36 protein-coding genes are annotated in these 25,697 nt (G+C 60.4%); 33 read left to right on the forward strand and 3 right to left on the reverse strand.

Annotated elements, in window-relative coordinates:
* Positions 1-67: 67 nt before the first annotated feature.
* The 20 genes from NKH73_RS14145 to NKH73_RS14240 all read left to right on the forward strand — a co-directional run bounded on the left by NKH73_RS14145 (position 68) and on the right by NKH73_RS14240 (position 16,583).
* Entirely contained in the window at positions 68-892 is an 825-nt protein-coding gene (locus NKH73_RS14145) for a minor capsid protein (protein WP_352932374.1), read from the forward strand.
* Positions 892-1,302 carry an HK97-gp10 family putative phage morphogenesis protein gene (locus NKH73_RS14150; protein WP_352932376.1) on the forward strand — a complete coding sequence of 137 codons (411 nt, stop codon included), beginning with the start codon at positions 892-894 and terminating at the stop codon, positions 1,300-1,302. Before NKH73_RS14145 ends, NKH73_RS14150 begins: the two co-directional genes overlap by 1 nt.
* Positions 1,303-1,310: 8 nt before the next feature.
* Entirely contained in the window at positions 1,311-2,396 is a 1,086-nt protein-coding gene (locus NKH73_RS14155) for a DUF2213 domain-containing protein (RefSeq protein ID WP_352932378.1), read from the forward strand.
* A gap of 73 nt (positions 2,397-2,469) precedes the next feature.
* Positions 2,470-2,934: a structural cement protein Gp24 gene (locus NKH73_RS14160; RefSeq protein WP_352932380.1), complete on the forward strand. Its 465-nt coding sequence runs from the start codon at positions 2,470-2,472 to the stop codon at positions 2,932-2,934.
* Between the two features lie 60 nt (positions 2,935-2,994).
* Positions 2,995-4,002 (forward strand): major capsid family protein, encoded by a 1,008-nt coding sequence (locus NKH73_RS14165; RefSeq protein ID WP_352932382.1) that lies wholly within the window; start codon positions 2,995-2,997, stop codon positions 4,000-4,002.
* 75 nt (positions 4,003-4,077) lie between these two features.
* Entirely contained in the window at positions 4,078-4,407 is a 330-nt protein-coding gene (locus tag NKH73_RS14170) for a hypothetical protein (protein ID WP_352932384.1), read from the forward strand.
* Positions 4,408-4,410: 3 nt separating this feature from the next.
* Positions 4,411-4,878, forward strand: coding sequence for a DUF4054 domain-containing protein (locus NKH73_RS14175; protein WP_352932386.1), 468 nt, complete (start codon positions 4,411-4,413; stop codon positions 4,876-4,878).
* Complete coding sequence (locus tag NKH73_RS14180; protein WP_352932389.1) at positions 4,878-5,249, forward strand: hypothetical protein; 372 nt, start codon at positions 4,878-4,880, stop codon at positions 5,247-5,249. The genes NKH73_RS14175 and NKH73_RS14180 overlap by 1 nt, the downstream gene beginning before the upstream one ends.
* A gap of 5 nt (positions 5,250-5,254) precedes the next feature.
* The gene (locus NKH73_RS14185; protein ID WP_352932391.1) at positions 5,255-5,545 is read left to right on the forward strand and encodes a hypothetical protein; all 291 of its coding nucleotides are present in this window, start codon (positions 5,255-5,257) and stop codon (positions 5,543-5,545) included.
* On the forward strand, positions 5,535-5,957 hold the full coding sequence (locus NKH73_RS14190) for a DUF3168 domain-containing protein (protein WP_352932394.1): 423 nt from the start codon (positions 5,535-5,537) through the stop codon (positions 5,955-5,957). Before NKH73_RS14185 ends, NKH73_RS14190 begins: the two co-directional genes overlap by 11 nt.
* 77 nt (positions 5,958-6,034) lie before the next feature.
* Positions 6,035-6,766, forward strand: a complete 732-nt coding sequence (locus NKH73_RS14195) for a hypothetical protein (RefSeq protein ID WP_352932397.1) — start codon at positions 6,035-6,037, stop codon at positions 6,764-6,766.
* A gap of 8 nt (positions 6,767-6,774) precedes the next feature.
* The gene (locus NKH73_RS14200) at positions 6,775-7,203 is read left to right on the forward strand and encodes a gene transfer agent family protein (RefSeq protein WP_352932399.1); all 429 of its coding nucleotides are present in this window, start codon (positions 6,775-6,777) and stop codon (positions 7,201-7,203) included.
* Between the two features lie 20 nt (positions 7,204-7,223).
* A complete protein-coding gene (locus NKH73_RS14205; protein ID WP_352932401.1) occupies positions 7,224-7,370 on the forward strand; it encodes a hypothetical protein in 147 nt (48 codons plus the stop codon).
* A complete protein-coding gene (locus NKH73_RS14210; RefSeq protein WP_352932404.1) occupies positions 7,370-9,685 on the forward strand; it encodes a tape measure protein in 2,316 nt (771 codons plus the stop codon). The genes NKH73_RS14205 and NKH73_RS14210 overlap by 1 nt, the downstream gene beginning before the upstream one ends.
* Positions 9,682-10,395, forward strand: a complete 714-nt coding sequence (locus NKH73_RS14215) for a hypothetical protein (RefSeq protein WP_352932406.1) — start codon at positions 9,682-9,684, stop codon at positions 10,393-10,395. Before NKH73_RS14210 ends, NKH73_RS14215 begins: the two co-directional genes overlap by 4 nt.
* Positions 10,396-10,983 carry a hypothetical protein gene (locus NKH73_RS14220; protein ID WP_352932408.1) on the forward strand — a complete coding sequence of 196 codons (588 nt, stop codon included), beginning with the start codon at positions 10,396-10,398 and terminating at the stop codon, positions 10,981-10,983.
* A complete protein-coding gene (locus NKH73_RS14225; protein ID WP_352932410.1) occupies positions 10,976-11,377 on the forward strand; it encodes a DUF6950 family protein in 402 nt (133 codons plus the stop codon). Before NKH73_RS14220 ends, NKH73_RS14225 begins: the two co-directional genes overlap by 8 nt.
* A complete protein-coding gene (locus NKH73_RS14230) occupies positions 11,374-13,527 on the forward strand; it encodes a phage tail protein (RefSeq protein WP_352932412.1) in 2,154 nt (717 codons plus the stop codon). Before NKH73_RS14225 ends, NKH73_RS14230 begins: the two co-directional genes overlap by 4 nt.
* A gap of 15 nt (positions 13,528-13,542) precedes the next feature.
* Complete coding sequence (locus NKH73_RS14235; RefSeq protein ID WP_352932414.1) at positions 13,543-15,846, forward strand: SGNH/GDSL hydrolase family protein; 2,304 nt, start codon at positions 13,543-13,545, stop codon at positions 15,844-15,846.
* 23 nt (positions 15,847-15,869) lie between these two features.
* On the forward strand, positions 15,870-16,583 hold the full coding sequence (locus tag NKH73_RS14240; protein WP_352933014.1) for a GDSL-type esterase/lipase family protein: 714 nt from the start codon (positions 15,870-15,872) through the stop codon (positions 16,581-16,583).
* Here NKH73_RS14240 and NKH73_RS14245 read toward each other — a convergent pair.
* Positions 16,555-17,283: a hypothetical protein gene (locus NKH73_RS14245; RefSeq protein WP_352932416.1), complete on the reverse strand. Its 729-nt coding sequence runs from the start codon at positions 17,281-17,283 to the stop codon at positions 16,555-16,557. The genes NKH73_RS14240 and NKH73_RS14245 overlap by 29 nt on opposite strands.
* A 123-nt stretch (positions 17,284-17,406) precedes the next feature.
* Between NKH73_RS14245 and NKH73_RS14250 the strand changes: the two genes are divergently transcribed.
* The gene (locus NKH73_RS14250; RefSeq protein ID WP_352932419.1) at positions 17,407-18,162 is read left to right on the forward strand and encodes a class I SAM-dependent methyltransferase; all 756 of its coding nucleotides are present in this window, start codon (positions 17,407-17,409) and stop codon (positions 18,160-18,162) included.
* Between the two features lie 202 nt (positions 18,163-18,364).
* Here NKH73_RS14250 and NKH73_RS14255 read toward each other — a convergent pair whose 3' ends face one another.
* Complete coding sequence (locus NKH73_RS14255) at positions 18,365-18,574, reverse strand: hypothetical protein (RefSeq protein WP_352932421.1); 210 nt, start codon at positions 18,572-18,574, stop codon at positions 18,365-18,367.
* 222 nt (positions 18,575-18,796) lie between these two features.
* Between NKH73_RS14255 and NKH73_RS14260 the strand changes: the two genes are divergently transcribed.
* The 8 genes from NKH73_RS14260 (at position 18,797) to NKH73_RS14295 (ending at position 22,662) form a co-directional block, all read left to right on the forward strand.
* On the forward strand, positions 18,797-19,675 hold the full coding sequence (locus tag NKH73_RS14260; RefSeq protein ID WP_352932423.1) for an N-acetylmuramidase family protein: 879 nt from the start codon (positions 18,797-18,799) through the stop codon (positions 19,673-19,675).
* The gene (locus tag NKH73_RS14265; RefSeq protein WP_352932425.1) at positions 19,672-19,875 is read left to right on the forward strand and encodes a Pam3-gp28 family putative phage holin; all 204 of its coding nucleotides are present in this window, start codon (positions 19,672-19,674) and stop codon (positions 19,873-19,875) included. Before NKH73_RS14260 ends, NKH73_RS14265 begins: the two co-directional genes overlap by 4 nt.
* Positions 19,876-19,877: 2 nt before the next feature.
* Positions 19,878-20,006, forward strand: coding sequence for a hypothetical protein (locus tag NKH73_RS14270; RefSeq protein WP_352932426.1), 129 nt, complete (start codon positions 19,878-19,880; stop codon positions 20,004-20,006).
* Entirely contained in the window at positions 20,003-20,275 is a 273-nt protein-coding gene (locus tag NKH73_RS14275; RefSeq protein ID WP_352932428.1) for a hypothetical protein, read from the forward strand. Before NKH73_RS14270 ends, NKH73_RS14275 begins: the two co-directional genes overlap by 4 nt.
* On the forward strand, positions 20,260-20,463 hold the full coding sequence (locus NKH73_RS14280; RefSeq protein WP_352932429.1) for a hypothetical protein: 204 nt from the start codon (positions 20,260-20,262) through the stop codon (positions 20,461-20,463). The genes NKH73_RS14275 and NKH73_RS14280 overlap by 16 nt, the downstream gene beginning before the upstream one ends.
* A complete protein-coding gene (locus tag NKH73_RS14285) occupies positions 20,463-20,786 on the forward strand; it encodes a hypothetical protein (protein ID WP_352932431.1) in 324 nt (107 codons plus the stop codon). The genes NKH73_RS14280 and NKH73_RS14285 overlap by 1 nt, the downstream gene beginning before the upstream one ends.
* Before the next feature lie 176 nt (positions 20,787-20,962).
* Complete coding sequence (locus NKH73_RS14290) at positions 20,963-22,411, forward strand: M12 family metallopeptidase (RefSeq protein ID WP_352932433.1); 1,449 nt, start codon at positions 20,963-20,965, stop codon at positions 22,409-22,411.
* 32 nt (positions 22,412-22,443) lie between these two features.
* Positions 22,444-22,662 (forward strand): KTSC domain-containing protein, encoded by a 219-nt coding sequence (locus NKH73_RS14295; protein ID WP_352932436.1) that lies wholly within the window; start codon positions 22,444-22,446, stop codon positions 22,660-22,662.
* A 171-nt stretch (positions 22,663-22,833) separates the two neighbouring features.
* On the opposite strand, the gene NKH73_RS14300 is transcribed toward NKH73_RS14295, so the two are convergent.
* Positions 22,834-23,028: a hypothetical protein gene (locus tag NKH73_RS14300; RefSeq protein WP_352932437.1), complete on the reverse strand. Its 195-nt coding sequence runs from the start codon at positions 23,026-23,028 to the stop codon at positions 22,834-22,836.
* 88 nt (positions 23,029-23,116) lie between these two features.
* Between NKH73_RS14300 and NKH73_RS14305 the strand changes: the two genes are divergently transcribed.
* The 4 genes from NKH73_RS14305 to NKH73_RS14320 are packed head-to-tail and all read left to right on the forward strand — an operon-like array spanning position 23,117 to position 25,689.
* Positions 23,117-23,995: an ATP-dependent DNA ligase gene (locus NKH73_RS14305; protein WP_352932438.1), complete on the forward strand. Its 879-nt coding sequence runs from the start codon at positions 23,117-23,119 to the stop codon at positions 23,993-23,995.
* 39 nt (positions 23,996-24,034) lie between these two features.
* Positions 24,035-24,565 (forward strand): DUF2231 domain-containing protein, encoded by a 531-nt coding sequence (locus NKH73_RS14310; protein WP_352933015.1) that lies wholly within the window; start codon positions 24,035-24,037, stop codon positions 24,563-24,565.
* A 55-nt stretch (positions 24,566-24,620) separates the two neighbouring features.
* Positions 24,621-25,130, forward strand: coding sequence for a ferritin-like domain-containing protein (locus tag NKH73_RS14315; RefSeq protein ID WP_352932440.1), 510 nt, complete (start codon positions 24,621-24,623; stop codon positions 25,128-25,130).
* A 7-nt stretch (positions 25,131-25,137) separates the two neighbouring features.
* Entirely contained in the window at positions 25,138-25,689 is a 552-nt protein-coding gene (locus NKH73_RS14320; RefSeq protein WP_352932442.1) for a DUF2243 domain-containing protein, read from the forward strand.
* Positions 25,690-25,697: the final 8 nt, after the last annotated feature.

Genomic DNA, 25,697 nt, shown 5'->3' on the forward strand with positions numbered 1-25,697 from the left:
TCCGCCAATAGAGCAACAATACCATGAACTTCGCCGAAGCTGTATCCGTTGCGGGAATGCCGCGGACGTGACAGCGATCGACCTCCGCCGCATGGCTAAGGCGCAGGGCATCCGCAAGCCGCGCGTCGAGATCGCCCCCATCGTTACCACAAAGGCGCAAGCAAACGATCTGGCGCGGCTCTACATGCGCACGGTACGGATTTGGGCCACTGGCGCCAATGAGCGCATCAAGCCCGCCTACGCCCGCGCGCTGGCAGAGCAGAAGGCGATGGACGGCCTTATCCTCGACAGGGCAGGCGATGTCGAAATCGAAATCGAGGCGGTGAACAACGAGGCGGTGCGCTCGATCTTCACGTTCCGCGGCTTGTTGCAGTCATGGGCCGAGTCCGTCCAAGCCTTGCACATGCGCCGGTTCGTCTCGCAGCTGCTCTATTCCACCAATGTCGATCTCTCGACGCAGATGTATGCCGGCGAGGTTCAAGAGACGATCGAGGACGTGCTTGCCCGCAACATGGCGCTGATCCGCGATGTTTCGGATCAGGCGAGGGGCAGGATTTCCGACATCGTGTTTCGCGGACTGCAGAGCCGGACGCCGGTAAAGGAAGTGGCGGCCGAGATCGCCAAGGTGGTCGGCTTGGCGCGGGAAAGGGCGCTGCGCATCGCCAGCGACCAGACCGTGAAGCTTTCGGCTTCACTCGATCGCCAGCGTCAGTTGCAGGTCGGCATGACCAGCTTCGAATGGCGGCACAGCGGGAAACTGCACTACCGCCCCGCCCACAAGGCGAGAAGCGGCAAGGTGTTCGCCTGGAGCAGTGATGTCGGCCGAAACGATGCGCCCGGGATGGCGCCGTTCTGCGGATGCAAGGCCAAGGGCGTGTTGGAGCTGGATTGATGGCACTCGTCACCGGCGCCGAGCGGCATAGCCAAAGGCTCAAGAAAGCCCGCAACGTGACGAAGCAGGTTGTGGCGGCGCTCTACAGTGCCGGCCAGGACATCGAGCTCGACGCCGAGCACAGCATCACGGCCGGCTCGGTGAGTGGCGCCGGCCATGTTCCATCGTCTCCAGGGTCTCCACCGAACCGCGATACCGGATTTCTGGACAGCAACATCGAAACCACGATCGAAGGCCAGTCCCCGCCGACGGTGCATGTGACGTCGAATGCGCCTTACTCGGCAGCACTCGAGTTCGGCACGTCCAAGATGGCCGAGCGCCCGTTCATGCGGCCGGCTACGGAAAAGAACCGCACCAAGGTGGGCCGGAAAGTCGCTAACGCCGTCCGCGTGACGATCAGGAGAGGATAGAGGCAAAGATGAACCTCTTCGACAAGATCACGCTGGACGGCATTCGCCGCACCAGTGACGGATACCTTGTGGCCGATGCCAAAGTGGCTCGTACCGGGATACAGGAATATCGCGGCTGGGAAGTCGGCAAGCCCGACATGGCCGTGGTGCGGGTCTACCGGCCCGAGGCTGAGGTGTTCTCGAAGGATGCCCTGCACAGCTACGCCCATCGGCCGGTAACGCTCGATCATCCCGACGAGGCGGTTACGGCCGACAACTGGCGCGACCACGCCATAGGCCAGACGGGCGGCGATGTTGCCCGCGACGGCGAGTTCGTCCGCGTGCCGCTCGTCCTGATGGACGCCAAGGCCATTGAGGCGGTCCAGAACGGCAAGCGAGAGCTTTCCATGGGCTATTCGGCCGAGCTCGTCTTCGACAGCGGCACGACGCCATCTGGCGAGGCCTACGACGCCATCCAGACCAATCTTCGCATGAACCATCTCGCCGTCGTCACCATGGCGAGGGGAGGTTCGCAACTGAAAATCGGTGACGAAAAGGAAAAGACCATGACGCTCAAGACGGTTACCGTCGATGGCATCCCTGTTGAAGTGACCGATCAGGGTGCCGCGGTCATCACCACGCTACTGCAGCGCCTCGCTGACTCCACCGCTGCCTCGACAAAGACGCTGGCGGATCACGCCACCGCAATCGCGGGCAAGGATGCCGAGCTCGCCAAGAAGGACGCCGAGATCGACGACCTGAAGAGCAAGGTCCTCGACGCTAAGGCGATCGATGCGAGGGTCACGGCCCGCGCCGACCTGATCACCAAGGCGAAGGCCATCGCCGCCGATATCCAGACCGACGGCAAGTCCGACGATGACATCCGCAAGGCCGCCGTCGTTGCCAAGCTCGGCGATGCCGCGGTCAAGGAGAAGCCGCAGGCCTATATCGATGCCCGCTTCGATATTCTCGCCGAGGATGTCGGCGGCACCGACCAGGTCCGCGATGCCATCACGCATCTGCGGCCGTCCACCGGCCTGACCGATGCCGCCAAGCTAGAAAAGGACGCACACGCGGCCTATCTGGCCCGCTTCGAGCGCAAGAAGTCGGCGTAAGCGCCGGCTCTCAACCAATCACCGCAACCCGATGGCCGGCCATTGAGCCGGCTTTTTCAATGGAGAGAAGCGAATGCCTCCCCTTCAGACGACTATCCCGACCTCCATGGCGCCTGGCGTCGTTGGCCGCCGCCAGAACATGGAAGAGTGGAACGGCCTTACCGGCCTGGCCGAGGACACCGTTGCCAACCCGATCGGCTTTGCCCAGCCCGTCATGCGCGGCACCGCTGGCGAGCAGGTCAAGAAGTATGCCGCTGCCGGCAAGTTCCGCGGTCTCACCGAAGCCGACGTGACCATTGGCGCCTCCGTCTATCCCGAGGGCTACAATGTCCCCGTAATGGAGAGCGGCGTCATCTGGGCGCTCGCTGGTGGCGTGTGCACCATTGGTGGCCCGGTCTACTGGACCGCTGCTTCGGGCAAATACACCAGCACGGTTGGCACCAACCTACTGATCCCGAACGCCGAATTCGACAGCGCGGCCGCTGCCGATGGTGATCTGGTCCTGATCCGGCTTCGCCGTATCCCGGCCGCCCCGTAACCCCTCAATCCGACAAGAACGCCGCGAGGCAGTCCAGTCCCTCAGAAGGATCATTTTCCAATGCAGCCTTTCAACATCTTCGACGCGGATCCGGCGCTGGTCTTCAGCTTCGCGCGTCAGCAGAGCCATGTGCTCAACGCCCGCATCTATGAGATCGAGTATCCCGAAATGGATTACGCCGCTCTCGTGCCGATCAACACCGCCTATCCCGAGTGGGCATCGGGCGTCGACACCCTGATCGGCGACATCGTCGGCAAGGCCGAATGGCAGTCCGGCTATGCCAAGGACATCCCGCTCGCCGACACCACGCTCGCCATGGTGTCGACTAGCTTCGACATGTACGCGGTCGGCTATCAGTGGAACATCGAAGAGCTCGGCAAGGCCGCGTTCCAGGGCTTTCCGCTGACCAACCGCCGCGCGGAGGCCGCGCGGCGGGCTTCCGAAACTTTCCTCTGGAACAATGTCCTCAAAGGCTCGACCCAAAAGAAGTGGACCGGGCTGATCAACAGCACGTACATCACTCCTGTCGCGGCTCCGAACGATGGCACCGCTGCCACCACGGCATGGGTGAATAACCTCGGTGTCGGTCAGAAGACGCCGGAGCAGATCGTCCGCGACATCAACATCATGATCATGGGGCCGATTGCGAACCCCGATCAGGTCGTTACCAGCACGCTCGCGGATACAGTGCTCCTTCCGTCGCTGGCCTACCGGTACATCGCCGGCACACCTTACGGCGTCACCAGCCCCGGCATGTCGATCCTTCAGTACGTCATGTCCAACAACGTCTACCGCCTGCGCACCGGCCGCGATCTCATGATCCGCGACCTGGCCGACCTATCTCGGGCGGCAACCGTAGGCATCGTTGGGGGCGGCCGAGGAATCGGCTACCGCAACAGCGTCGACGTTCTGGAACTTCCGCTGCCGATGGCGTTCCGCTTCCTGCCTGTCTACCAGGATGGCCCGCTGAACTTCGTCGTGCCGGGCATCTCCCGTACCGGCCCGATCGACATCAAGCGTCCGCTGTCGATGCGCTACCTAGACGGCATCACGCCCGTCCCGACCTGATCGTCCCACTGACAAGGCGGTCCCGGTTTCGATTGGGGCCGCTCTCCTCCCGCTCTCTTCGTCCGGAGAAGATCCATGCACAAGATAGTCAATCTCACGAACTCTCCGTACGACATCAAAGTCGAGGGGGGTGGCGTCGAGCGCCTGCCGGCACGCGGCGAGTTGGAGAACATCTCCATCGATCCGATGCATCTGCCGCTCTACCGCGCTCTCGGCTATTTCGTGATCACCGCAGTGGACGCCAAGCCGAAGAAGGCACCAAAGGCACCGAAGCCGGCGACACCAGCCGATCCCGCACTGGCCAAGCTGCGGGCTGAATACACCGAACTGACCGGCAAGCGCCCGTATATGGGGTGGAAGGCTGACAAGCTTCAGGCTGCAATCGACAAGGCGCTGGAGGCCTGACCCGTGGCCTACGAAGCCGTCACGCCTGCCGAATTCAAGGCGGCAAAACCGCAATTTGCGGCCGTGGCCGATGTAACGGTGCAGATGTACCTAGACATGGCGGCGCGCGTCGTCGACCAGTCTTGGACTGCCGGCGACTACAAGAACGCGATCATCGCCTTTGCCTGTCATCTGATGTCGCTTGAGGGGCTTGGCACCGATGCCGCAAGCCAGTCGCACGCATCCGGTGCGGTCGAATATGAGACCATCAAGTCCGGCGTTCTGACGCTGACCCGGTTCCGGGCCGCTGCTGCTGCGACAACGCCCTACATGGACTGGCTGAATTCAACGCCTTGCGGCAAATACTTCGTGTTTCTGCTGCGGCTCAACCGTGGCGGTCCGCGCGTCGCGACCGTCTCCACCATGACGCCGAGCGGCTACGCCAAGGATTGGTGCGGCCCGACGTATGGCTGGCCGGGAGTGTTCTACTGATGGCCGGCTTGCTCGACGGCAATGTTCTGCAGGGCATTTTCGGCTCGGTCCTGTCCTCGATCTATGGGGATGGGCAGTTGATCCGAGTGACCATGCAGCGCCAGCCAGGCGGCGTGATCGTCCCCTTCGAGGCCCCGCCGGTCCCGATCAAGGTGCAAGTGGACGCCTGCACCGAGGCGATGCGCCAGCAGCCCGGATACACCGATACCGATGTTCGCCTACTGATCCTTCAGAGCGGCGTCGCAGGCGCCAAACCGAACACCGATGACATCGTCATGGCCCAAGGTCAGCGCCGCAAGCTCTTCGGGATCACCGAGGATCCGGCGCGTGCCTACTGGGAGATGCGCGGAATCAGAGACGCGACGGAGTAGCAACGATGGCACGAGCGAAAAAGACGGCGCCCAAGGCAGAGCCGGAAATCATCGGCGAACAGGCCTACGCAGCAGCGAAGACCGGGGCAACCTCAAGGTGGTTCCGCGTCACGGCCGAGCGGTTCGACTGGCTTTTCGCGCCGAACAAGATGAAGGCGTTCCGCAAGGGGCAGATCGCCTACGAGCCGTTGGCTTGCGTCGAGGCGGGACTTTCCATCGGGGCGATCGAGACCATCGAAAAGCCGGCCAATGCCCGCGTGGGAAAAGATGGCCGCGTGGTGTTCGATGCCGACTGACATTTCCGGCCCGCTCAAGGTCGCTGTCATCAGCCATCTTGAGGGCGATGCAGTGCTGACAGCCATTGTGCCGGTCGCGCGCCTGTATGGCATGCAGATGCCGGCCAAGCCGCGTTTTCCTTACATCCGCTATGGTTCTCCGGTCACCACCGGCTATGAGGCGACGTGCTGGGATGGCGCGGCGGTTCGCGTGACCCTGCATGCCTTCGCCGAGACGTCGCCAAGCGGCGCCGGCGAAGACAAGGCGGCGAACATCGCCGCACTCATCGTCGAACGCATGAAGACTTTCGCCCCGGCAGGTCTGGGCATCATCGAAAACGAATGGGTCAATACGAACCTCATCCGCGACGAGCCGGAAGCGGACAGGTGGCACGCAATCACTGAATTCTCGATCACAGCGGTTCGCGCCTGATCGACGCCTGAAAACGACCCTGGCAAGGTCGCTCGGCCCGCTGAACCGCGCGCCAGTCCCTCAGAAGGAGCCTATCCATGGCACAGGAAGACTATTCGATCCGCTTCGGTCAGCAGCAGCTTCTGGTCGAGGAGCCGGTCGGCAGCGGCATCTTCAGTTCGCCCTGCGGCATCACCGGCCTTACCCGCTCGGTCACCACCAACACCAATGATATCGACCTTCCGCCGTGCGATGATCCGGACGCGGTGATCTGGCTCGGCATCGATCCGGTGTCCAAGCGCATGACGCTGACCTTCACCGGCACGCTCGCCGACAAGGCGCTTCCGGTCTGGGATATCTGGTCGATGTCAGCCGACAGCGAGGAATCGTTCCGAGAGGTTCGCTGGTATCGCAATATCGGAGCACCGAACCAGGGATATTGGGAGGGCAGGGCGCTGCTAACCGAATACGAGGAGTCCTCCGAAGGCCGCGGCCGCTACACCAATTCCGGCACTGTGGTTTGGGATGGGCGGCCGAACTGGGTTTCCATCCCGCCGGCGCCCGGCATCACCACGCCGGTTTCGATCCCGGCGACCGCGCCTGTGGTTGGCACGCCGTTCGTCGGAACCGTTGGCATCTATACCGGTGCGCCGACGCTCAGCTACCAGTGGTTTGCGAACAACGTCGCAATCGCTGCCGCAACCGCGATCGGCTACACCGCCGTCGCTGGCGATATCGGCAAGATGCTGGATCTCGTCGAGACGGCAACGAATGCCTCCGGCAGCATCAATACCAAGTCCGCCAAGTCGCTCGCGGTCGTAGCGGCGTGAGGTGAGGCGTGAGTAAACCGAACCTCTCTTCCGAGGTCGTTCTCCCTTGGGGCGACGGGAACCACCTGTTCGCTCTGAAAGGGAAGCAGATCGAGCATCTGGAAAAGGCGTGTGACGCGGGCATTGCAGAGCTTGCAAACCGCGTCATGTCGCTTCGGCCTCGATATGGCGATCTCTACCAAATCATCCTTCTTGGGCTGGAAGGCGGCGGAATGCCACCAACCCAGGCCAAGGCGATGATGGACCGCTATTTCGAGGGCAGGCCGATTGCCGATCCCCGAGATGAGGCCTCGCCCTTGGCAACAGCCGCCAAGGTCATGCAGGCGGTTTGGTTCGGGATGGAGGATATTCCATCGGGGGAAGCCGGAGCCGGGGAAACCCCGGCAGCAAAACCGACTTCGCCGGTTACCGCGCAGCCTTCCTCGACAGCGGAGTAGACCCGCGCGCTATCGAGACCATGAGCCTCTACGAGATCGTCTCGATGCTCCGGGCGCTGGAAAAGCGGCGCACCAAGGACAAGCCGACCGTCACCGACGAGGAATGGTCTCAGGCTGAGGATTTGCTGCGGTCTGTGACGATGAATGACCCGAATGTGAGGCTGTAATGGCGATTGTCGCTGATCAGGTCATTGTTGAACTTCAGGCGAAGGTCGACCGGTACAACCGCAATGTGATCAATGCTGAACGCCAGTTCAGCAGATCCATGACGTCCATCAGGACGGCAGCGCTCGGGATGTCGACAACTCTCGTTTCCGCTTTCGCCGGGACCGCTGCCCTGCAGGGTGCCCAGCGGCTTATCGATGCGGCAACGCGCATTGAAAACGCTCTGAAGGTTGCCGGTCTGTCCGGCGCTGCGCTGGAGGGTGTCTATGATCGTCTGTTCGAGAGCGCCCAAAGGAACGCCGCTCCCGTTGAGACCCTTGTTACCTTGTATACGCGCCTTTCTCTGGCCCAACAGGACCTTGGAGTTTCCAACGAAGAAATCATCGGCTTCACCGACAAAATCGCTCTTGCCTTAAGGGTGCAAGGCACAACTGCGGATGAGGCCCGCGGCGCACTGATCCAACTCACGCAAGCACTCGGCGGTGGCATCGTTCGTGCGGAAGAGTTCAACTCCATAATCGAAGGCGCGCCGACCATCATGCGCGCCGCGGCGGCCGGACTAGAGGAAGCGGGAGGTTCCGTCGCAAAGCTTCGAAAGCTAGTCATTGACGGAGAGGTGTCGTCGAAGGCCTTCTTCCGTGCCTTCGAAGCGGGTTCCGTCATCCTGGAAGACAAGGTTGCCAATGCCGAATTGACGGTCTCGCAGGGGTTCGTCCGTCTCACCAATGCAATGATAAATGCCACGCGAGAATTCGCCAAAGGCAGTGGCGTCGCGACCGATCTGGCCAGCGCCTTCCAGTTGATGGCGAACACCATCAACAGCGTCGATTTTGAAGAGTTTGGCGGGAAGGTCCGCGCTGTTATTGGATGGCTGAACGACGTCGCTGGATGGTTGAACTACGTCAACAACGCAGCGAACAACCTTGGCGCAAGTATCGGCTCCGCCTTGGGCACCGACCGAGTAGGCGAGTTCCTGTCGGGGACGGACGCCGGCCAAGCTCTAGGCATGCAGTCGACCCGCACAATGAACGAGCGGTTCGGCGGTTCAGTCACGGGTGGTGAACCTGCCGCCGTGAAAGCGGTTGCTGAGTACGCAAAGCGAAGGGCGGATGCGCTCGTCGCTGAGGGTGTAAAGACAACCGACAAAACGGGAAGAGTTCCGGCAACCCCGACTGTTAAGCCGGTTTCGTTGGCTAATTTTGCTGCACCGGATGCAGCCAAAGGTGCCGCGGCAAGCACGAAGGCTGCGGAGCGCGCCGCCAACGATGCCGCCGAGCAGATTGATCGGGCCGTTGCCGACCAGACCGCTATCGCCGTCGACGCTGCAACCTTGCTCCTAGGCAAGAACGAGAATGCGAACCGCGGGGAGATTAACAGCTTCCTGAAGGCCGGCGGCGTCGATCTGGACGCAGCCACAAGCGCATGGTGCGCCGCCTTCGTCAATTCCGCCCTGGCGCAAGTTGGCGTGAAGGGATCAGGCAGCAATGTAGCAACGGACTTCCTGAATTGGGGGAAGGGCGTCAGCGCGGCCAATATCCAGAAGGGCGACGTTCTCGTTGATTCCAATGGCAAGAATGCCGGGCAGACGGGCGGCCATGTCGGCTTTGCTACGGGCAACCTGCGCGCCACGGCGGACGGCATTGCACAGATCGAGATGCTGTCTGGGAACGCCTCCGACAAGGTAACGACCGAGTGGGTCAACGCAAGCGAGGTGGTCGCACGCCGCGCCGCTGATGCGTTCCAGATCCCGGCCGACGCGCTGTCGCATCTGACGCAAGAATCGACCTCGGCCAAGGTGGCGGCAGACCAGCTGGCGGCGAGCTATAAAGCATGGGGCCAAGTTGCGCAGACTGCCGTTAACGGCCTTGCCACCGCCCTGGCTGATGGCAAGATCGAAGGCCGCGAGCTACTGCAAATCCTTGCCCAAGTCGTTCAACAGATGCTGTCGATGCCGTCGATTGGTGGTTCGGGCGGATTTGGAGGCTTTCTCTCCAGCCTGCTCGGCGGCATTCCGGGCTTTGCCAACGGTACGAACTCTGCACCGGGGGGCATGGCCATTGTCGGCGAGCGCGGGCCGGAGCTTATCAACCTGCCGCGCGGGTCTCAGGTCATCCCGAACAACAGGATTGGCGGTGCGCAGCAGGCGCAGCGGGTCCATGTAACCGTAGGCGTCTCGGCCAACAACAATGGCAACCTCCTGCCATTCGTAGAGGGTGTTTCGCAGCGCACGGCCGGCGGCGTCATGAAGGCCGGCATCTCGAAATACGACAGCGAACTTCCGGGCCGCTTCGGCGACATCATGGAGCGGCAGGGATGACGGTTACAGTGGACTATCCGCTTTGCGTCCTGACGCCGCGTAGCGTCAGCCTGACCGTCGATTACAACACGCGCCCCGGTCAGCAGGCGACCAATGGGATGCGCCGGTCGACCGGCATGAGCGGGGCGCAATTCCGGCTGACGCTGAAGGACATCTACATAAACTCGATCGCCAAGGTGCGCACCATGCGTGGCTTTCTTGCCAACATGGAGGCCGATAGCCAGTTGGTGCGGATAAGGCTGCCCGACCTGTACGGCATCGACGGCCCCTGGAGCATCGCAACCAAAGCGACACGGCAGGCGTATCCGCTTGGCATCCCGTTCGCCACTGATGCCCTCTATGCCACCGGTGTCGGTCATGCCGTGCCGACGCTGGAAGCAACGCTGAGTGAGCCAGCCGCGCTAAACGATCGGGATATATACGTTGCCGCCGACGGCGAACTGCCCGGCGGCTGCGCCATCTCGATCAACGAATTCTGTTACATGATCGCCGGCTCCTGGATGGAGCCGGATGGCTCTAATCGGCTCAAGCTGTCGCCGGTCCTTCGACAAGCGGCAAGCGTAGGCGCCATTGTCTCGCTGGCTCCGGTTTTTGTCGGATATTGCACCACGGCAATACCTGGTTCTGAGGAGCTGCAATATGCCAAGCGCGGTTCGGTCACGCTCGAATTCGTCGAAGACCTCACCCGCCTGGTCGAAAGCGTCGATTAGATGTTTTCGCAGACGATCAAGGAATATCTGCGCGGCAACCACGTGCATCTGCTGGTGCTTGGCGAATTCCAATTCCTGTCGGGCACGCAATATCTGCACAATCAAGGCGGCATTGCCATCTCGCGCGGCTTCGACGGGGCCAAGGAATCGATCCAATGGAAGGGCCTGCAGGGGCTGGCCAGGGTGTCGAACCTCGGCGCCTCGAAAATCGGTGCATCGCGACAGGTGACGTGCACGCTGAATGCCGACGACCCGACTTTGAAGACGCTGTTCGCCGAACACCAGCGCGACATCAGGGGTCGGTTCTTCCGCTTCTGGGGGCAGTTCTACAACAGCGACATCCAGCCGCTCGATCCGCGCTTTCACCTCTACACCGGCATCGGCGATCGGCTGTCGATGAACAAGTCCGGGCCGTCGTCGCGGACGCTGACCCTGATGCTCGAGGACTGGTTCGTGCGCCGCCGGCGCTCCGCCAATTCGATGATCACCAACAGCGATCAGCAGAAACGCGATCCCGGCTCGACCGGCTTCATGTACGTCAACCAGATGATCGACAAGAGCCTGAATCTCTTCGACGCGAATGCTTGATCTTCTCGATGATTACCTCGCCCGCGAGCGCGAAAGCGACTTCGTATGGGGCGAAGGCAACGGCGACTGCATCCTGTTCCTGATCGGCTGGGGCAAGCTGATCAAGGGCGTCGATTTCGGCGTCTCCTGGCGCGGCCTGTACCACAGCAAGGAAGAAGCCCGGGCGCTGCTGGAACGCCGCGGCGGACTGATTGCACACATGGTGGAATACCTCGGGGCGCCGCGCATGGGCAGTCCGGCTGTGCGCGGCGATGTCGGCATCCTGCAAACCAGGGACTGGACCTTTGGCATGATCTTCGACGGGCACAGCTGGGCAATGCGGGATCACCCGAAGGGCGTGAGGCACCTGCGCATCGGCGTCGATTGCGTCTGGTCGATGGGGTTCGGCGGATGAGACCGCGCCTCAGCGACATCAGGCTGTTCGAAAGCAGTCTCAGCCCTGACAATCTGCCGAGGATGGCGGGGCGCGACCCGCTGTCCGCCATTATCCTGACGCTTGTCGTCAACAGTCCGGTGTTCTTCCTCGGGCCGGCCGCCGTCAGCGCCATTGCCGGCGCCATCGTGTCGACGATCGGCTACGGTCTTACGGCAGCACTGACGTTGGCGCTGCAAAAACCGCCGCCGAGCGCCAAGCCGTCCGACATCCAGACCAACATCCGGCAGCCGATTTCGCCGCGCCGGCGCATCTATGGTCGTTTCCTGGCCGGATCGGTGATCGTGTTCGCCTTTAGGCGCGGCCAGAAGAGCTACCTGCTGCACTATATCTGCGAAGGGCCGATCGAGGGTTTTGTCTCCTTCCGGCTCGATAAGAGGCCGGTGACGCTTCGCCCGGACGGCTTCGTCGATGAGCGCCAGTACACCGCCGATGACCGGTCCAGGGTGCAGATACTGAGCACGCTCGGCCTGGCCGATGACGAACCGTTTCAGGCAATCCTCGACGCGTTCCCCGAGCTCGACGATCCGCTAAAACCGTTCCGTCACCGCAGCTGCGTGATGGTGCTGCAGATCTGCGAGCAGGTCGGCACCTCGAAGATGCCGACCGTCTACCCCAACAACATGCCATCGCTTCAGGTGGTGATCGACGCCTTCAACAACATCTATGATCCCCGCGACGGGACATCTGGCCTGACCACCAATGCCGGGCGATGCCTGCTGGCCGAGACGATGGATGTCTATGGTTTTACGCCTGCCGATACCGAGTTCGTCAACTTCGATGCATTTGCCGCCTTCTGCGATCATAGCGACGAGCCGGTTCCGCTGAAATCAGGCGGTGTCGAGCCGCGTTACCGTGCCACCGGCATGATCCTGGCAAACGCGGAAAACGAGGAGCGCATCAAGACGATCGCCTCGGTCTGCAATGCCGATGTGTTCATCGATCCGCAGGGCCGCATCTCGGTGCGCCAGAAAATGCGTTCGGTTCCCGGTATCGCGCTGCGCGCCAAGAACGGCGATCACTTCAGCATCGACCTGGTCGGCGGCCGTGCCATGCAGAAGTCGTTCAACACCGTCAAGGTCACCTATCTTGATCCCGCTTTGAACTACAAGGAAAACGAGGTCGCGTGGCGCCATCCTGATCTCTACGCGGACGACGGCGGGGAACTGAGCGAGCCGATCAGCCTCTTGCTTTGCCCATCGCCGACTCAGGCGTTGCGCTTGGGCAAGCTCTATCTGCATGAGCAGAACCCCGACTTCGCCGGAACCGTGACTTCCGGGCCCCAAGCGCTCGACTTGCTGGAGGATTATGCCTTCACGCTCGACCTGTCTCCGGAGGACGATCTGGACCGCATCGCCAACGCCATCGGCGGCATAGAATACGATGCCGATGCCATGACGGTCTCGGCGAACTTTGTCGTGCTGGGCGCCGGTGCCACCGACTGGGTACCGGCGATCGACGAACAGGATACCGTCATCATCCCGCCTGTCCTGCCGTCCGACATCGAAGACGTCACGCTCGACGTCACCCCGACGGTGGAGCTGGCCGCCAACTCGGCGCCGATCCTCAAATTCGCATGGGTGGCGGCTGGGGCAGGCGTTCTGCCCGACAGCTACACACAGGAGCTCCAGGTCTCGGCGGCGGGTGCTGACGACTGGTTCGACGCCTCGGTCAACCAGGATCTCGACAATGCCCAATATACCGCGATCGTCGATGGCGGCGCCTATGACTGGCGCATCCGTAACAAGGACGGCAACACACCGTTCGATTGGCAGAATTCCACCGCGCCGGTGACGGTCGTCGTCGACACGACTGCGCCTGTTGCGCTGCTGACCTTCTCGGCATCGGACGGCACCGGGCAATTCTCAGCCAATTTCGGCACCGCCAACGACAGCCATCTGGCGACGGTGGCGGTCTACAGGGTGGTCTCGGGCGGCACTCTCGACCGCACCACAGACCGTGTCGCGCCGCCCTATGCAGTGGCGCCGGGTATTGGCTACGTCCTGCCGATCGTCTCGGCGCCGGGCAGCTTCGACATCTACGCCGAGCCGTTTAACCGATCGAGCATTGCAGGACCGCTGGCCGGGCCGGCCGCCGCGATCGTCAGCTAACCCAGAGGATCACCGATGGCGACCATCAAGGAACTGGGCCGTAACGCCTGGCGCAAATGGAAGATCGACGGCGTATCGTCTTCATCGCCGAACGAGCCGACGACGGATGACATCTTTCCGTTCGTCGACCAGATCGATGCCGAGATCGAGGCGGTCAAGTCTCTGGCATTTAGCGGTGTCAAGCTGAAGCAGTCGGTGCGGTTGCTCGTCACCACCGCCACCGCACCCGCTGCGATGACGGCGGGGTCAACGCACGATGGGCTTGTGGTTGCGGCCGGGGATCGCGTCGCGCGTGCAGTAACGCCGGCGGATGCGTTCAACGGCATCTATGTCGTGCAGGCCTCCGGTGCGGCCATCCGCTCGGCAGACATGGACGCTGCAGACGAGCTGGTTGGCGCATCCTTCACCATCGACGCTGGTACTCATGCGGCAGAGACGTGGGGCTGCACGACACCCGCACCGATCGTGGTTGGCACGACAGCACTTACGTTCGTCAAGACAGCCTCGTCCAATGCTCTTCTCGGAGAGGTCGATGCGCTTGGTACTCGTGTCGACCAGACCGACGCACAGGTGGACACCGTTGCCATGCTGGAGGGACTTAGCGTCCCTACTGCCAAAGTCACCGAGGCCAGCGGCTCAATAAATCCTTCCGTCTTCCGGTCCTACTCGTTTGTCAGCGGTGACACCATCGAGCATGTCGTCGTGGCGAAGGCAGCGGAACGGGGGATCTTGCAACTTATTCACATTGGCCCCGGAGCGGTTTACAACGCAACCTTCAATCTTAACGAGGGAACAATCACCGCCACGGGTGGCGCGAACTTCGTCAGCGCCGCAATCACCCCAATGGGGTCAGGCTGGTATGAGTGCATTGCGCGTGTGCTGGTCGCAGCCAACGTCACCAACAATGCTCAGGCGCGCATATCGCCGGCCGGAACCTTTCCATATGCGGGGGACGGTGCGTCGGGGATGTACATGCGGAGCTTCGTGCTGCGCAAGCAGGGATCCACGACAAACCTGCTCCCGAGCAGCAATCCGGCTGACGCATCCTTCTCGAAGACGAACTGCACCGCAACGAACACGGTCAGCCCCGCCGCTCTTGTCGTGCCACCGCTTGTGGCATCCGTCGACCAGCTCGACGTCCTTGTCAACGGCCGCATGACGGCAACCAAGCTTGTCGAGCAATCAGGGTGGGGAAATCCAGCATTCTGGCAGCCAAGAACCGTTACCAACGGCAACACGGTCGAGATCAAGGTCTCCGCGAAAAAGGGAGAGCGCCATCGTCTCAATTTGTTCTCGAACTCTGGCGCTGTTTACAACTGCACCTTCGATCTGGATCTTGGTATTGCCTCAGGGACAGGGGCGAGCATCGCGGCCCTTGGCAATGGCTGGTACGAGTGCACGGTCAACGTGACAGCGACTGCCACGTCCTCGATGAATCCGCAGCATCGGATTTTCCCAGCGTCTGGCGGTCACCCTTATGTCGGCGACGGTGTATCTGGTCTCTTCGTGCAGCGATCGGCCTTCAGCATTAATGGTGGTGCGAACGTCAACGTGTCGCCGGAAGACCTGTCAGTCGCGCCGTGGACCCGAAGTGCTGGTACGACAGCCACTCCAAACGCTGGCCTGTATATTGGGGCGCTTGGTCCGGGTGGCGGCGACGAAAGCTCCTATGACGACGGCTCTGCTGCTCTCGTCGGAAAGAAGTGGACGGCGCTGGGCTCCAGCATCACGATCGGCGCCTACTATGCGTCGCTGCTCGCCGGACAAACGGGCATGATCCTGACCAACCTAGCAGTCAGCGGCTCGGCGCTGGGGCTGAGTACCACTGCGTATCCAAGCTACGGTATGTCCACGCCAATCGCTACGATGCCCACGGACGCTGAGATTGTAACCTTGGAGCCCGGTCCGAACGCCTTCGGGGCGCAGGAGACGCCTCTGGGTGCTTTCGGCGACACGACCTATGGCACGCACTACGGCTCGATCTGGAAGGCCATTCTCGACATCCGTACGCGCGCGCCTGGTGCCAAGATCATCGTGTTCGGTACTTACAGCGGTGGCCCCGGCCACGCGACCCATCGGCTTGGCCGTACCAACGGGCAGGGCAACACGATGGATCAGTTCATGCGGGCTGAGCGCGAAGTGTGTCAGGCGCTAGGTGTGAAGTACGTCGACATTTCCCAGAGCGGAATGGGCTATATGACCTCGACGCTGTATATGAGCGACGAGCTTCACCCGAATGCGGCTGGTTCCTTGCGCTATGCTACATACGTTGCCGGCAGCCTTCGCGATATGGTTCGTCGCGGCATGTTCGTGAACTAGACTGGAATGGCCCTGTGTGGCAGATGTGCTCCGGCAAAACTTGGGGCTTTACATTGCATCCTTCATTCAAGCCGGTCATTGACCTGATCCGGGCGATTCTCGGGAGATCCCGAGAGGACCGGGAAGCCGAGTTGATAGCTAAGCTTACCCAATCGCAGAAGCGCTCGATTCTGTTGTTAGGAGACAGCCTGGTGGCCGCATCTCAGGCGCACGGCGGCCACCCGGACGTCATAATGGCGGCTGTCGGAAGGTCCCGCGTCGCGGATGTCCTGGCGATCGTCAGCCGCACCAAGTCGAACGGCGTCTGGGACAGCGTCGGCGGCCTCGTTGTCGGTGTAGGCATCAACGATGCAGAGTGGCGCGAAGGGGATGATCTCCAGTCGAGGACGCTCTACTTCCGATCGATGCTCGATGCGCTTGTGCGCGCCTGCTTGGATCGTCCTGTCGCGATCCTCACCATAACGGAGCCGGAAAAGGAAGGGGCTCAGGTCGACCGGTTTAGCAGGGATCTCATCGAACGCCAGAATGCCGAAATCCGGGCTGTCGGCGACAGGGCAATTGTCTTCGATATGGACACAAAGTTTCGGGCGTCACTGGCGAAGGCGGGGTTGCCGGTTTCGGCCGGCTTCACCGATGGCGTCCATATTTCGGAAGCTGGTTACCAGCACTGGAGGCCTCTGTTGGTCGAATGCATCGATGCGGTTCGCGCTATATCTCGACAAACGGAAGGTGCTTGACGGCATCCCACTGCTGCTGCGGTGTCGTGCCTGACCACTTCGCGCGCAGCTCGGATGGCCTCCATGCCGTCTTCGGGTCCAGTTTCCCGGACTTGGTGAAGAAGGCATTAACGCCCCCGTTGGACACCGCTGCCAACCCGTATCCCTTGGCCGCGCATAGCTTAGCCATCGCGACGAGTGAAGCACCATGGTACCAAGCGCTAGGGTGCTTCTGGTGGCGATCAAAAACGGGGTCGTAAACGACTGAGATCGAGCGGTCCAAGAAGCTCGGGTTATATTCGATCGAAATGATCGATGGCTCGATGTCCAACAGTTTTTCAAGGAACCAGTAGTCGTTGCCATCGATGTCGATGGAGAGAACGCCAACCTTGGGAAAGGCTTTCCGGATGAAATCGAGGTTCTCCAAGTCGAGGAAGCGCTCTTCAACCCGGATGTTGGATGGCAGCACCGCTCTCGCGTCGGCGACCTGCTGGCTGTTGGCGTCAATGAGCAGCCCCTTGAATGAGCCCATCAGCGCTGCGCAATTGAACTGGATCGGGTGGAATCCGAATTCAATGAAGGTGTTCGGCGCGCCGGTCTCCTTCGCAAGTCGCAAAAGGATTTGCCCTTCGTCGGACTGGCCGCCGATGCCTTTGGCGATCAATGACCGATAGTACATGCGCCGGAGAGGTGTGAATTTCTTGACCAGTCTGGCGAGCATCGTGTTCCCCTTTGGAGGCGTGCGGGACTCGGTCGATAGCACGAGACCATGACGATTTGAAAGGGAGGCGAAATCTCAGGCTTTTGTCACATTGGTCAATCTGGTAACGCTGCCAAGGGGATCTTGGCGAAGTCGCCGGATGGTCTTTCAAGGGGACTGATTTTCGTGGCCAACGCAGACAGCATCATTGCCATCTATGACGACTACTACACCGATGGAAAGGTGGCAGCGAAACGTGAGATTGCTTCCAAGCAATCTGTCGGACACATCGAGAGCATCCTCCAAGGACAGACGTTCAATAAAATACTCGACATCGGTGCCGGCGAAGGTGCTGTCTTGGACAAGCTGAACAAGAAAGGGCTCGGAAAGACGCTTGGAGCTGTCGAGATTTCGACAAGTGGCGTCGAGGCGATCAAGACCAGGAAAATAGCCAACCTAGCCAGTCTGGACATCTTCGACGGCTATCATATTCCACATCCCGACAAGTCCTTTGACCTCGGTCTTGCCATCCACGTCGTCGAGCATGTCGAGCACGAGCGGATGTTCTTGATGGAAGCGGCGAGGGTTTGCAAAAAGCTCTATATCGAAGTGCCGTTGGAGCACACGCGGAACCTAAAAAAGGCGATCCGCATGTCCGGGCCGTATGGGCACATTAATTTTTACACGCCACAGACCTTCGAAAACCTACTCAAGACTTCCGGCCTCAAAGTCGAAAAGCTGATGACGTTCGGTCACGATCTCGCTTATGAGCAGCACCTAGCCGGCCCGTCGAAGGGATGGTTGAAATACAAGCTGCGGACCGAATTTCTTAGGTTCGCGCCGAAGACCGCAGTGCGCAACATGGCGTACATGGCCGGAGCGCTTTGTTCGTCCAAATAGCCTCTGAAAAGGAGTGGCAAACGCCAAGTCATGAAAGAGCTGCGCAAAAAGGTCGAGGACTATTTCTCAGGCCCTGGGTTCTGGCCGTTCTTCATCATGATGGTTATGCTGTTTTTTCCCAGTGTCCTTGCCGCGATTATCTATTTGTGAGGCTTTCAGCCTCGATGCGATCGGCGCGGGTGACTCGCCCTCGGCCGCCCATCTAATTCGGCGGCCGTAGCGCATTCAGCACGACGTCGGCCTCGTTGAGGTCGCCACTTTTCAGCACTTCCCATCGGCCGTCAATCAGCATCACCAGGCCATTGTCTTTGGTGTGGATTTCTCCGGCCGTCTGCGCAGCGTTCGTTCGAAACTTTGCGCTGTGGGAAGCCCACTGTCCACCAAGGATGATCAGGTCTTTGCGCGCCGCCATTGGCATCTCCGTAAAGCCTCCAATACCCAAGATCCGAAACCCGCACAACCTGCCCGCGAGGGCGGAAAGGCATTAGACCTCGGCTAGTTACGGTCAGACTTTCGCTTGTTCGACCACCAGATCAGATAGATCGAGCCAACCTTCATGACCGGGACGCGCCGGTCCCGTTCGCGAGTTCGCAGCTCTCGATAGGTCTTCACCTTCAGGGTGCCCCTCGGCAGCTTGATTCTCAAAGCCATGACCAGCCTTTTTGTGCAGTGCACGATAAAAGCGCCGACCTTACGAAACAGTCAACCCATCTCAACCTGCCCGCGAGGGCGGAAAGGAACGACCATGGACATGACGTTCAGGGGCGCTGCGAAACGTCTTGACGATCTCGACTTGCCCAAGCTTGGCGCGATGATCGGCGTCGGCGAGGATGAGATACACGCCTTCCTTGATGTCGAGACCACAGGCCACGGGTTCGATACACAGGGCCGGCCGATCATCCTATTCGAGCCGCATGTGTTCCTCCGCAATCTCACGGGTGCGAAGCGCGCCCAGGCCGTTGCGCAGGGGCTCGCATATCAAAAGTGGGGTGAGAAGCCCTATCCGAGAGACAGCTATCCCAGGTTGAAGGCGGCATGCGCGATCGACGAGACGGCGGCGCTGAAGTCCGCCTCCTGGGGATTGGGCCAAGTTCTCGGCGAGAACTACGCCGCCGCCGGCTTTCTGACGGTGCAGGCCATGGTTCAGGCAATGATGGCCGATGAAGAACTTCAGCTTCTCGCCGCGGTGAATTTCATCAAGACCAACAAGCTGGACGACAATCTGCGCGGTCACGATTGGGCTGGATTCGCCAAAGGCTACAACGGCTCCGGCTACCGGAAGAACGCCTACGATACGAAGCTCGCCAACGCTTTCCGCAAGTGGTCTCGCATCAAGGACACCGCTTGGCCACAGCCATCGCCATCGCCATCCGCTCCGGTCACGACTCCACAGCCACCCGCCGCGCCCAAGCCTCCTGCGGCCGCGCCTGTGCCGACGCCAGCGGCGAAGCCAAGCCTATGGGCCATGCTCCTCAATCTCATTCTCAAAATACTCGGAAGGAAGCCGTCATGATCGGCCTCATCATTCGTATCGCGATGCGGTACCTCGCTGGCGTCCTCGTCGCGCGTGGCCTGCTCGGGGCGGACGATGCCGCCTCGTTCTCCGCCGATCCCGATATTCAGATGATGCTTGAAACCGGCACGGGTCTGGCGATCGGTGCATCGGTTGAGGGCTGGCATTGGCTAGCGCGGAAATTGGGCTGGGAGCACTGACCATGGACCCATTTTGGATACTCACGGCGCTGGTCGCGTGGCTCACTTTCGGCATGGCCGGCCTGATTTTTTACCGCCGGGCGAAGAAACGTATGGCCACAGTCCTTAAGGTCTGGAGCGGGCTGAAATGACCGCGCTCCTTGCATGGGTTTTCCGCGCAGTGATCGGCAACAAGGCCATCATGGCGCTCTTCGCCGCGGTTGTAAGCGGGCTCGGCCTGTATGTCGCCGGCGGCGTCAACCGGGCCAAGAAGGAAGCGGCAAAACAGGCGGCGGGGAAACTCGCTGCTGCTGAAGACCGCCTCGAGATGGACCGTGAAGCCACAGAGGCCGAACGCCAGGCTGCCGGCCTGACGGACGATGCGGCGCGCAAGGAGGCAGAGAAATGGGCAAGGCGCTAATCCTGTGCCTGGTGCTCGCCGGCTGCACGACAATGCCGCCGATCGGCAACCCGCGTGAAGTCTGGTGCGACCACAATCAACCGCGACGGCCGAGCTTGGCAGTCGTCGCGGCCATGACCAGGGCCGAGCTCGATGAGCTGAACACCTTCAACAATCAGGGCGCCAATTGGTGCGGCTGGAGACCATGATGCAAGAATTGTTCGATCTACTAGGCATCAAAGGCCCGGTCGTCGCTGCAGGCCTCGCAGGCGGCGTTCTAAGGGCCTTATCGCGCCACCGCTACAAGGTCCGCGAGATGGTGGCGTCGCCGATCTGCGGTGCCCTTGCGGCGGCCTATCTCACGTTGCCGGTGGTGCACTATTTCCGCGCCACCGGCCTGCCGATTCCAGCGACCGACGACGACACTACGACACTTGCCGCGGCGTTCCTGATTGGTGTGTCGGCGATGTGGATATCAGACGCGCTCTTCGAATTCGTGGTGCGTAGGTTCAAGCCATCGGCGGAAGAGTAATCGCTGGCACGCTGATCTTTGAATTTTCCGCATGTTACTCGTTGGAAGACGGTTATTCCCTTCCGATCACAGCCTGCGTCTCCGTCCGCTCGGACGCGGGCACTTTCATCTATTCGACCGATGCTCCGGGTCGGAGAATAGCCGACATTGAGGTAAAATGAGAGGGGAGTCGTACTATGCGGTTATTTTACATCTTCCTCGTGTTTTATATTGGAGTACTCGGAAGTTCTCACGGCTCTGCTCTCGCGCCCGAGACATTGAGCCTCGAAGATTTGGCTGGAGGCGCCACGATTACGTACGATCAGAACGGTGAATTTCTGCTTGGCGACATCATCATCAAAAAACGGTCGGTCTCAGCGCTCGGGGCCGTGGTCTCGAACAGGTGGACGGGAGGCAGAATAGTCTACCAGTTCGACGCGTCGGTAAACGCCTTTCAACAGCAGACCTTCAGAGGCGCCTGCAATGCGTGGACAGGCGGAACACCATTGACGTGCGCGCAGCGGACGAACGAACCCAACTTCATAACTGTCAGAACACATCACGGTGAGCGATGTGCCGGGGTCTATACTAGCTGTTCGGAGCTCGGCATGCGCAAAGGCGGCCAAGATCTTTGGATTTATGGCCAGCACTGGAACGGCTACAACAGCGTAATCCAGCACGAAATCGGGCACGCCATAGGCCTGATGCACGAGCATCAGCGACCAGACCGCGACAGCTACGTGTTGATTCTGGAGGGCAACATTGAGGGCGGGGCGGGTCAATTTAACAAGCAGAGCTACACCCTAAGCGGGGCCAGCGACTACGATTTCGATTCAATTATGCACTATGCCAATTGCGATTTCTCAAAGTTTGAAGATTGCATTCTGGGGCCGGACAGCAAGCAGACCATCCAGGCTCTGTCTTGCTCGCGAGATGCAGTGGGCGGCAACTCGATCACTGCATTGGATCGGCAGGCCGTCTCGCGCGCCTACGCTCCGGCGTTCCTGGCCCTGTTCGAATACAGCCGCAACTCTTCATGCGAGATGCTCAATTTCAACGATGCTCAGTGGTCGGCGGTCTGTTCAGACGGTACTTGTGTCGCAGCAAAGCCTCCACGCCGCTGGAAAAAAGTCGTGACCGAATACCATCGAACCTGCTCGTTCATCCCAGCCAACAAAGAGCGGCAAATGTGCGCAGCAATTCAGCGGGAGTACATCGATTCCTGGACTGATGATGACCCAGGCTCATGTCCGTGGCTTGGAACAAGGCACGAGATTTGGTCAATGTGCGGATGCTCCCTGGTCGATTACTCCAGCAAATGCGCTAATTTCGATCGGCCGGTTTATCCGACCTATGAAAAGGCAAAAAACTCGGTTGATTGGCGGCAAGGTCGCGCCCTCTACTTCCTTGATGTCAGTAGCCAGCTGAAATCTGACGGGCTGCTATCCGACGAAGTGGCGGCGCATCTCAAGTCCTTCCTGCTTGGGAACTATATGGACCGACACTTTGAGACGCGGCTCGCACGTTTCCGTGCGGGAATGTACAGCTATGCCCGCTGGAAACGAACGATGGATCCTGACTACAAACTGGACATGAGGATGTTCAGCAAGATAGCTGCCCGCGCGCGCCTAAGGTCTCCCAATTAGGCGAGCTACGGGCATTTGGGCGAGCCGCCGTCATGCCATCCGCCTCGATACGCAAAACGGAATACGATCCGGACAGCAGAACTCTCTCGGTATGGTTCGTGGCCAGCGGTAAATGCTACCAATTTGAGGACGTGCCGCCGGAGACCTTCGACGCGTTCAAAGCGGCCTTCGCCAAAGGCCGCTTCTTCAACGACCACATCCGCAATCACTTCCGGTACCGTCGGGTTGCGGCCGGGAGCGATCCTGAATGACCGCAAGCTGTTGAAACATTCCAACTGCCGGTTGGTAGACGCAGCGCCGCCGGCGCGCCTATGATTTTTCACGATCCGTGCACCGGGCACATCCGATCCCCCGCCCACACCTGTGCTTGGTGAACGACCGGTCGCCCGCCGTGCCGAAAGGTGCGGCGGGCTTTTCGCGTTTCATGGCCCGGTCAACCTCTCCACCGTGGCGATGATGGCCTTGGCCAGCGCTTCCGCTTCATGGATCGGCTTCGGCCCATAGAGACCCAGAACGGCTTCCTCGCTGGGCAACACGCCAGCCGGACAGGTTTCCTCGATCGCCATCCTGATTAGGCTGAGCGCCGCCCGGCAGGCCGTCACTTCCATCGTTGCCATAACCACTCCCACATACAATTTCGCTAAAATACCCGGAACCGATTGCTTGCCTGCGGCTTGAATCGCGGTTCCGGAGTGTCAAGTGCGCATGCGTAACGCCCAAGATCGGCTGAAGTTCATCGAGCCATTGTTGCCGACGCTTGTCGACAAGCCTCCCGAGGGCGACGACTGGATCCACGAGGTCAAGTTCGACGGCTACCGCTCGCAGATCGTCATCGACGCCGGCGGTGTGCGCATCTTCACGCGCAATGGGCTCGACTGGACGAAGAAATACCCCGATCTGGTTGAGGCAGCCAAGGCGCTGGCTGTGGAAAGCGCAATCATCGACGGCGAAATCATCGTTCTTAATGAGGCCGGCCTCTCCAGTTTTTCGGAATTGCGCAAAGCGATCACGCGCCGGCAGCACGACCTCTATTTCGTCGCCTTCGATCTCCTCCATTTGAACGGCCATGATCTTCGCGACATGGCGCTGGAGGATCGGCGCGATATCCTCGCCGGTCTAGTCGAGGCTGGCAGCCACATTCAATTCAGCGAAGCTTTACCGGGAACCGGCGATGCGGTGTTCCACCTGATCGAGCAGGCGGGGCTCGAGGGCATGGTATCGAAACGCCGCGACAGCAAATACCGCAGCGGCCGATCGACGAACTGGCTAAAGGCCAAGGCGTTGATGGAAAGTGATCTCGAACTGCTCGGTGTCGAGCGTGAGAGAGGTAAGCCGGCATTTGCGCTCATGGGAGAGCCAGGCACCCGGAAATATGTCGGCAGTGCTTTCGTCAGCGTCAATCGCGAGATGCGGGAACGGCTATGGAAGCGGGTGCAGGAACACGCCGGCCCGGCGCCAAAGGGCATGAAGAAACGACCGGCGACGCAGTGGGTGAAGTCGGGCATCAAAGCCCGCGTGAAGCACCTAAGAGGCCCCGAAGATTTGCGTCATGCCTCGCTTCAGGACTTCTGGGATGAGGACTAGGTTTCGGAACTAATTCGGGATTCTTATCGTTCTTTGTACATGCCTTTGGACCGACCAAATCATCTGCTGGGCGTCGCCACCACCGCGAAAATCGGCGGTCATCCGATCCACCCCATGTTGATTCCCTTCCCGATCGCCTTGCTTGTGTCGGTGTTCCTTGCAGACGTGGTGTTCTGGTCCACCAGGACTGCCTTCTGGGCCGAGGCGTCTTTTTGGCTGCTCGGCTTTGCCCTGCTGATGAGCACCGCTGCAGCACTGGCCGGCTTTGCCGACTTCCTTGGAAATGCAGCCATACGTTCTTTTGGCGCGGCATGGCACCACATGATCGGCAATGTCTTAGCAGTGCTACTCGCCTTGAGTAACTTCCTCTTGCGTCTGAGTGCCGGCGCGGTCGAGGGGGCTCTACCTTGGGGGTTGGCCCTATCGACGGTGGTTGTCCTGCTTCTTGTTTACACTGGCTGGAAGGGCGGAACGCTCGTCTACGAGCACAGGGTGGGAATGCATCCTGAGGAGGGTGAGAACCCCAGATCTGAAGCGCGGCGATCTCTGACCCGCGGCGATCGGAACTAACGGTCTGTGGCGACGTTGCGATGGCAGTAAACCTATACTGACAACGGAGACAGACATGACAGATTCCCAGGAACGCCTGGCGCAGTGGCTTCGCGACGCTCACGCCATGGAAGAACAGGCCGAGACCATGTTGAGCGGCCAAATCGGACGCCTCGAAAACTATCCCGAGCTACGCGACCGGATGAAGATGCATCTCGAAGAAACGAAGCAACAGGCAAAACGGCTCGAACAATGCCTCGATCGGATGGGGGAAGGATCATCGACGCTTAAAGATGCCGGCGGGAAGATAGTCGCCATGGGACAGAGCATCAGCGGCATGTTTGCAGGCGACGAGGTGATGAAAGGATCGCTGGCCAGCTACACGTTCGAGCATATGGAAATCGCCAGCTACAAGATGCTCATCGCTGCAGCCGGCGAGGTCGGCGATGCCGAGGCCCAAAGAGCGTGCGAGCAAAACCTTCGCGAGGAACAGGCGATGGCCGACTGGCTGGAAAACAACCTGGCTACGATCACCACCGAGTTCCTCCGACGCGACGAGCGGGACGCCGACAGCGCGAAACGGTGACGTGCATATGGCCCGGCCCGAAGTTAGGTTCCCAAAGGAGAAAAAGGATGGGGACGACTTCGGGCATCGCCAATTTCCAACGTCTGCCGGTATTCTGCTCGGGCTTGGCCTGGGCGGATTCTTCGATGGAATCGTGCTGCATCAGATACTCCAGTGGCACCATATGGCGACCAGCGCCGGCTATCCCGCTGATAGTGTTGAGAACATTCGGTTCAACACGCTCTTAGATGGCCTATTCCATGGGGGCACCTATCTGTTCGTCGCGCTTGGTCTGATCATACTCTGGCGTGCTGCGCACAAACCTCATCTCTGGTGGCCAGGGAAGATGTTGCTTGGGACGGTCCTCATGGGATTCGGCATATTCAACCTGGTCGAGGGTGTGATCGATCATCAGCTTCTCGGACTCCACCATGTCAACGAAACCGTCCCCCGGGACCAGTGGATCTACTGGGACATCGGGTTCCTGATTTGGGGTGCGCTGATGCTGATTGGCGGCTGGGCCTTGTCAAGGCGGGGCAAACAGGAGCGCTGGCTTCAACCTGGTCGAATTAATGGATAGATCCCACG

The sequence above is a fragment of the Mesorhizobium sp. M0938 genome (assembly GCF_040319125.1).
Classification (GTDB): domain Bacteria; phylum Pseudomonadota; class Alphaproteobacteria; order Rhizobiales; family Rhizobiaceae; genus Mesorhizobium; species Mesorhizobium robiniae.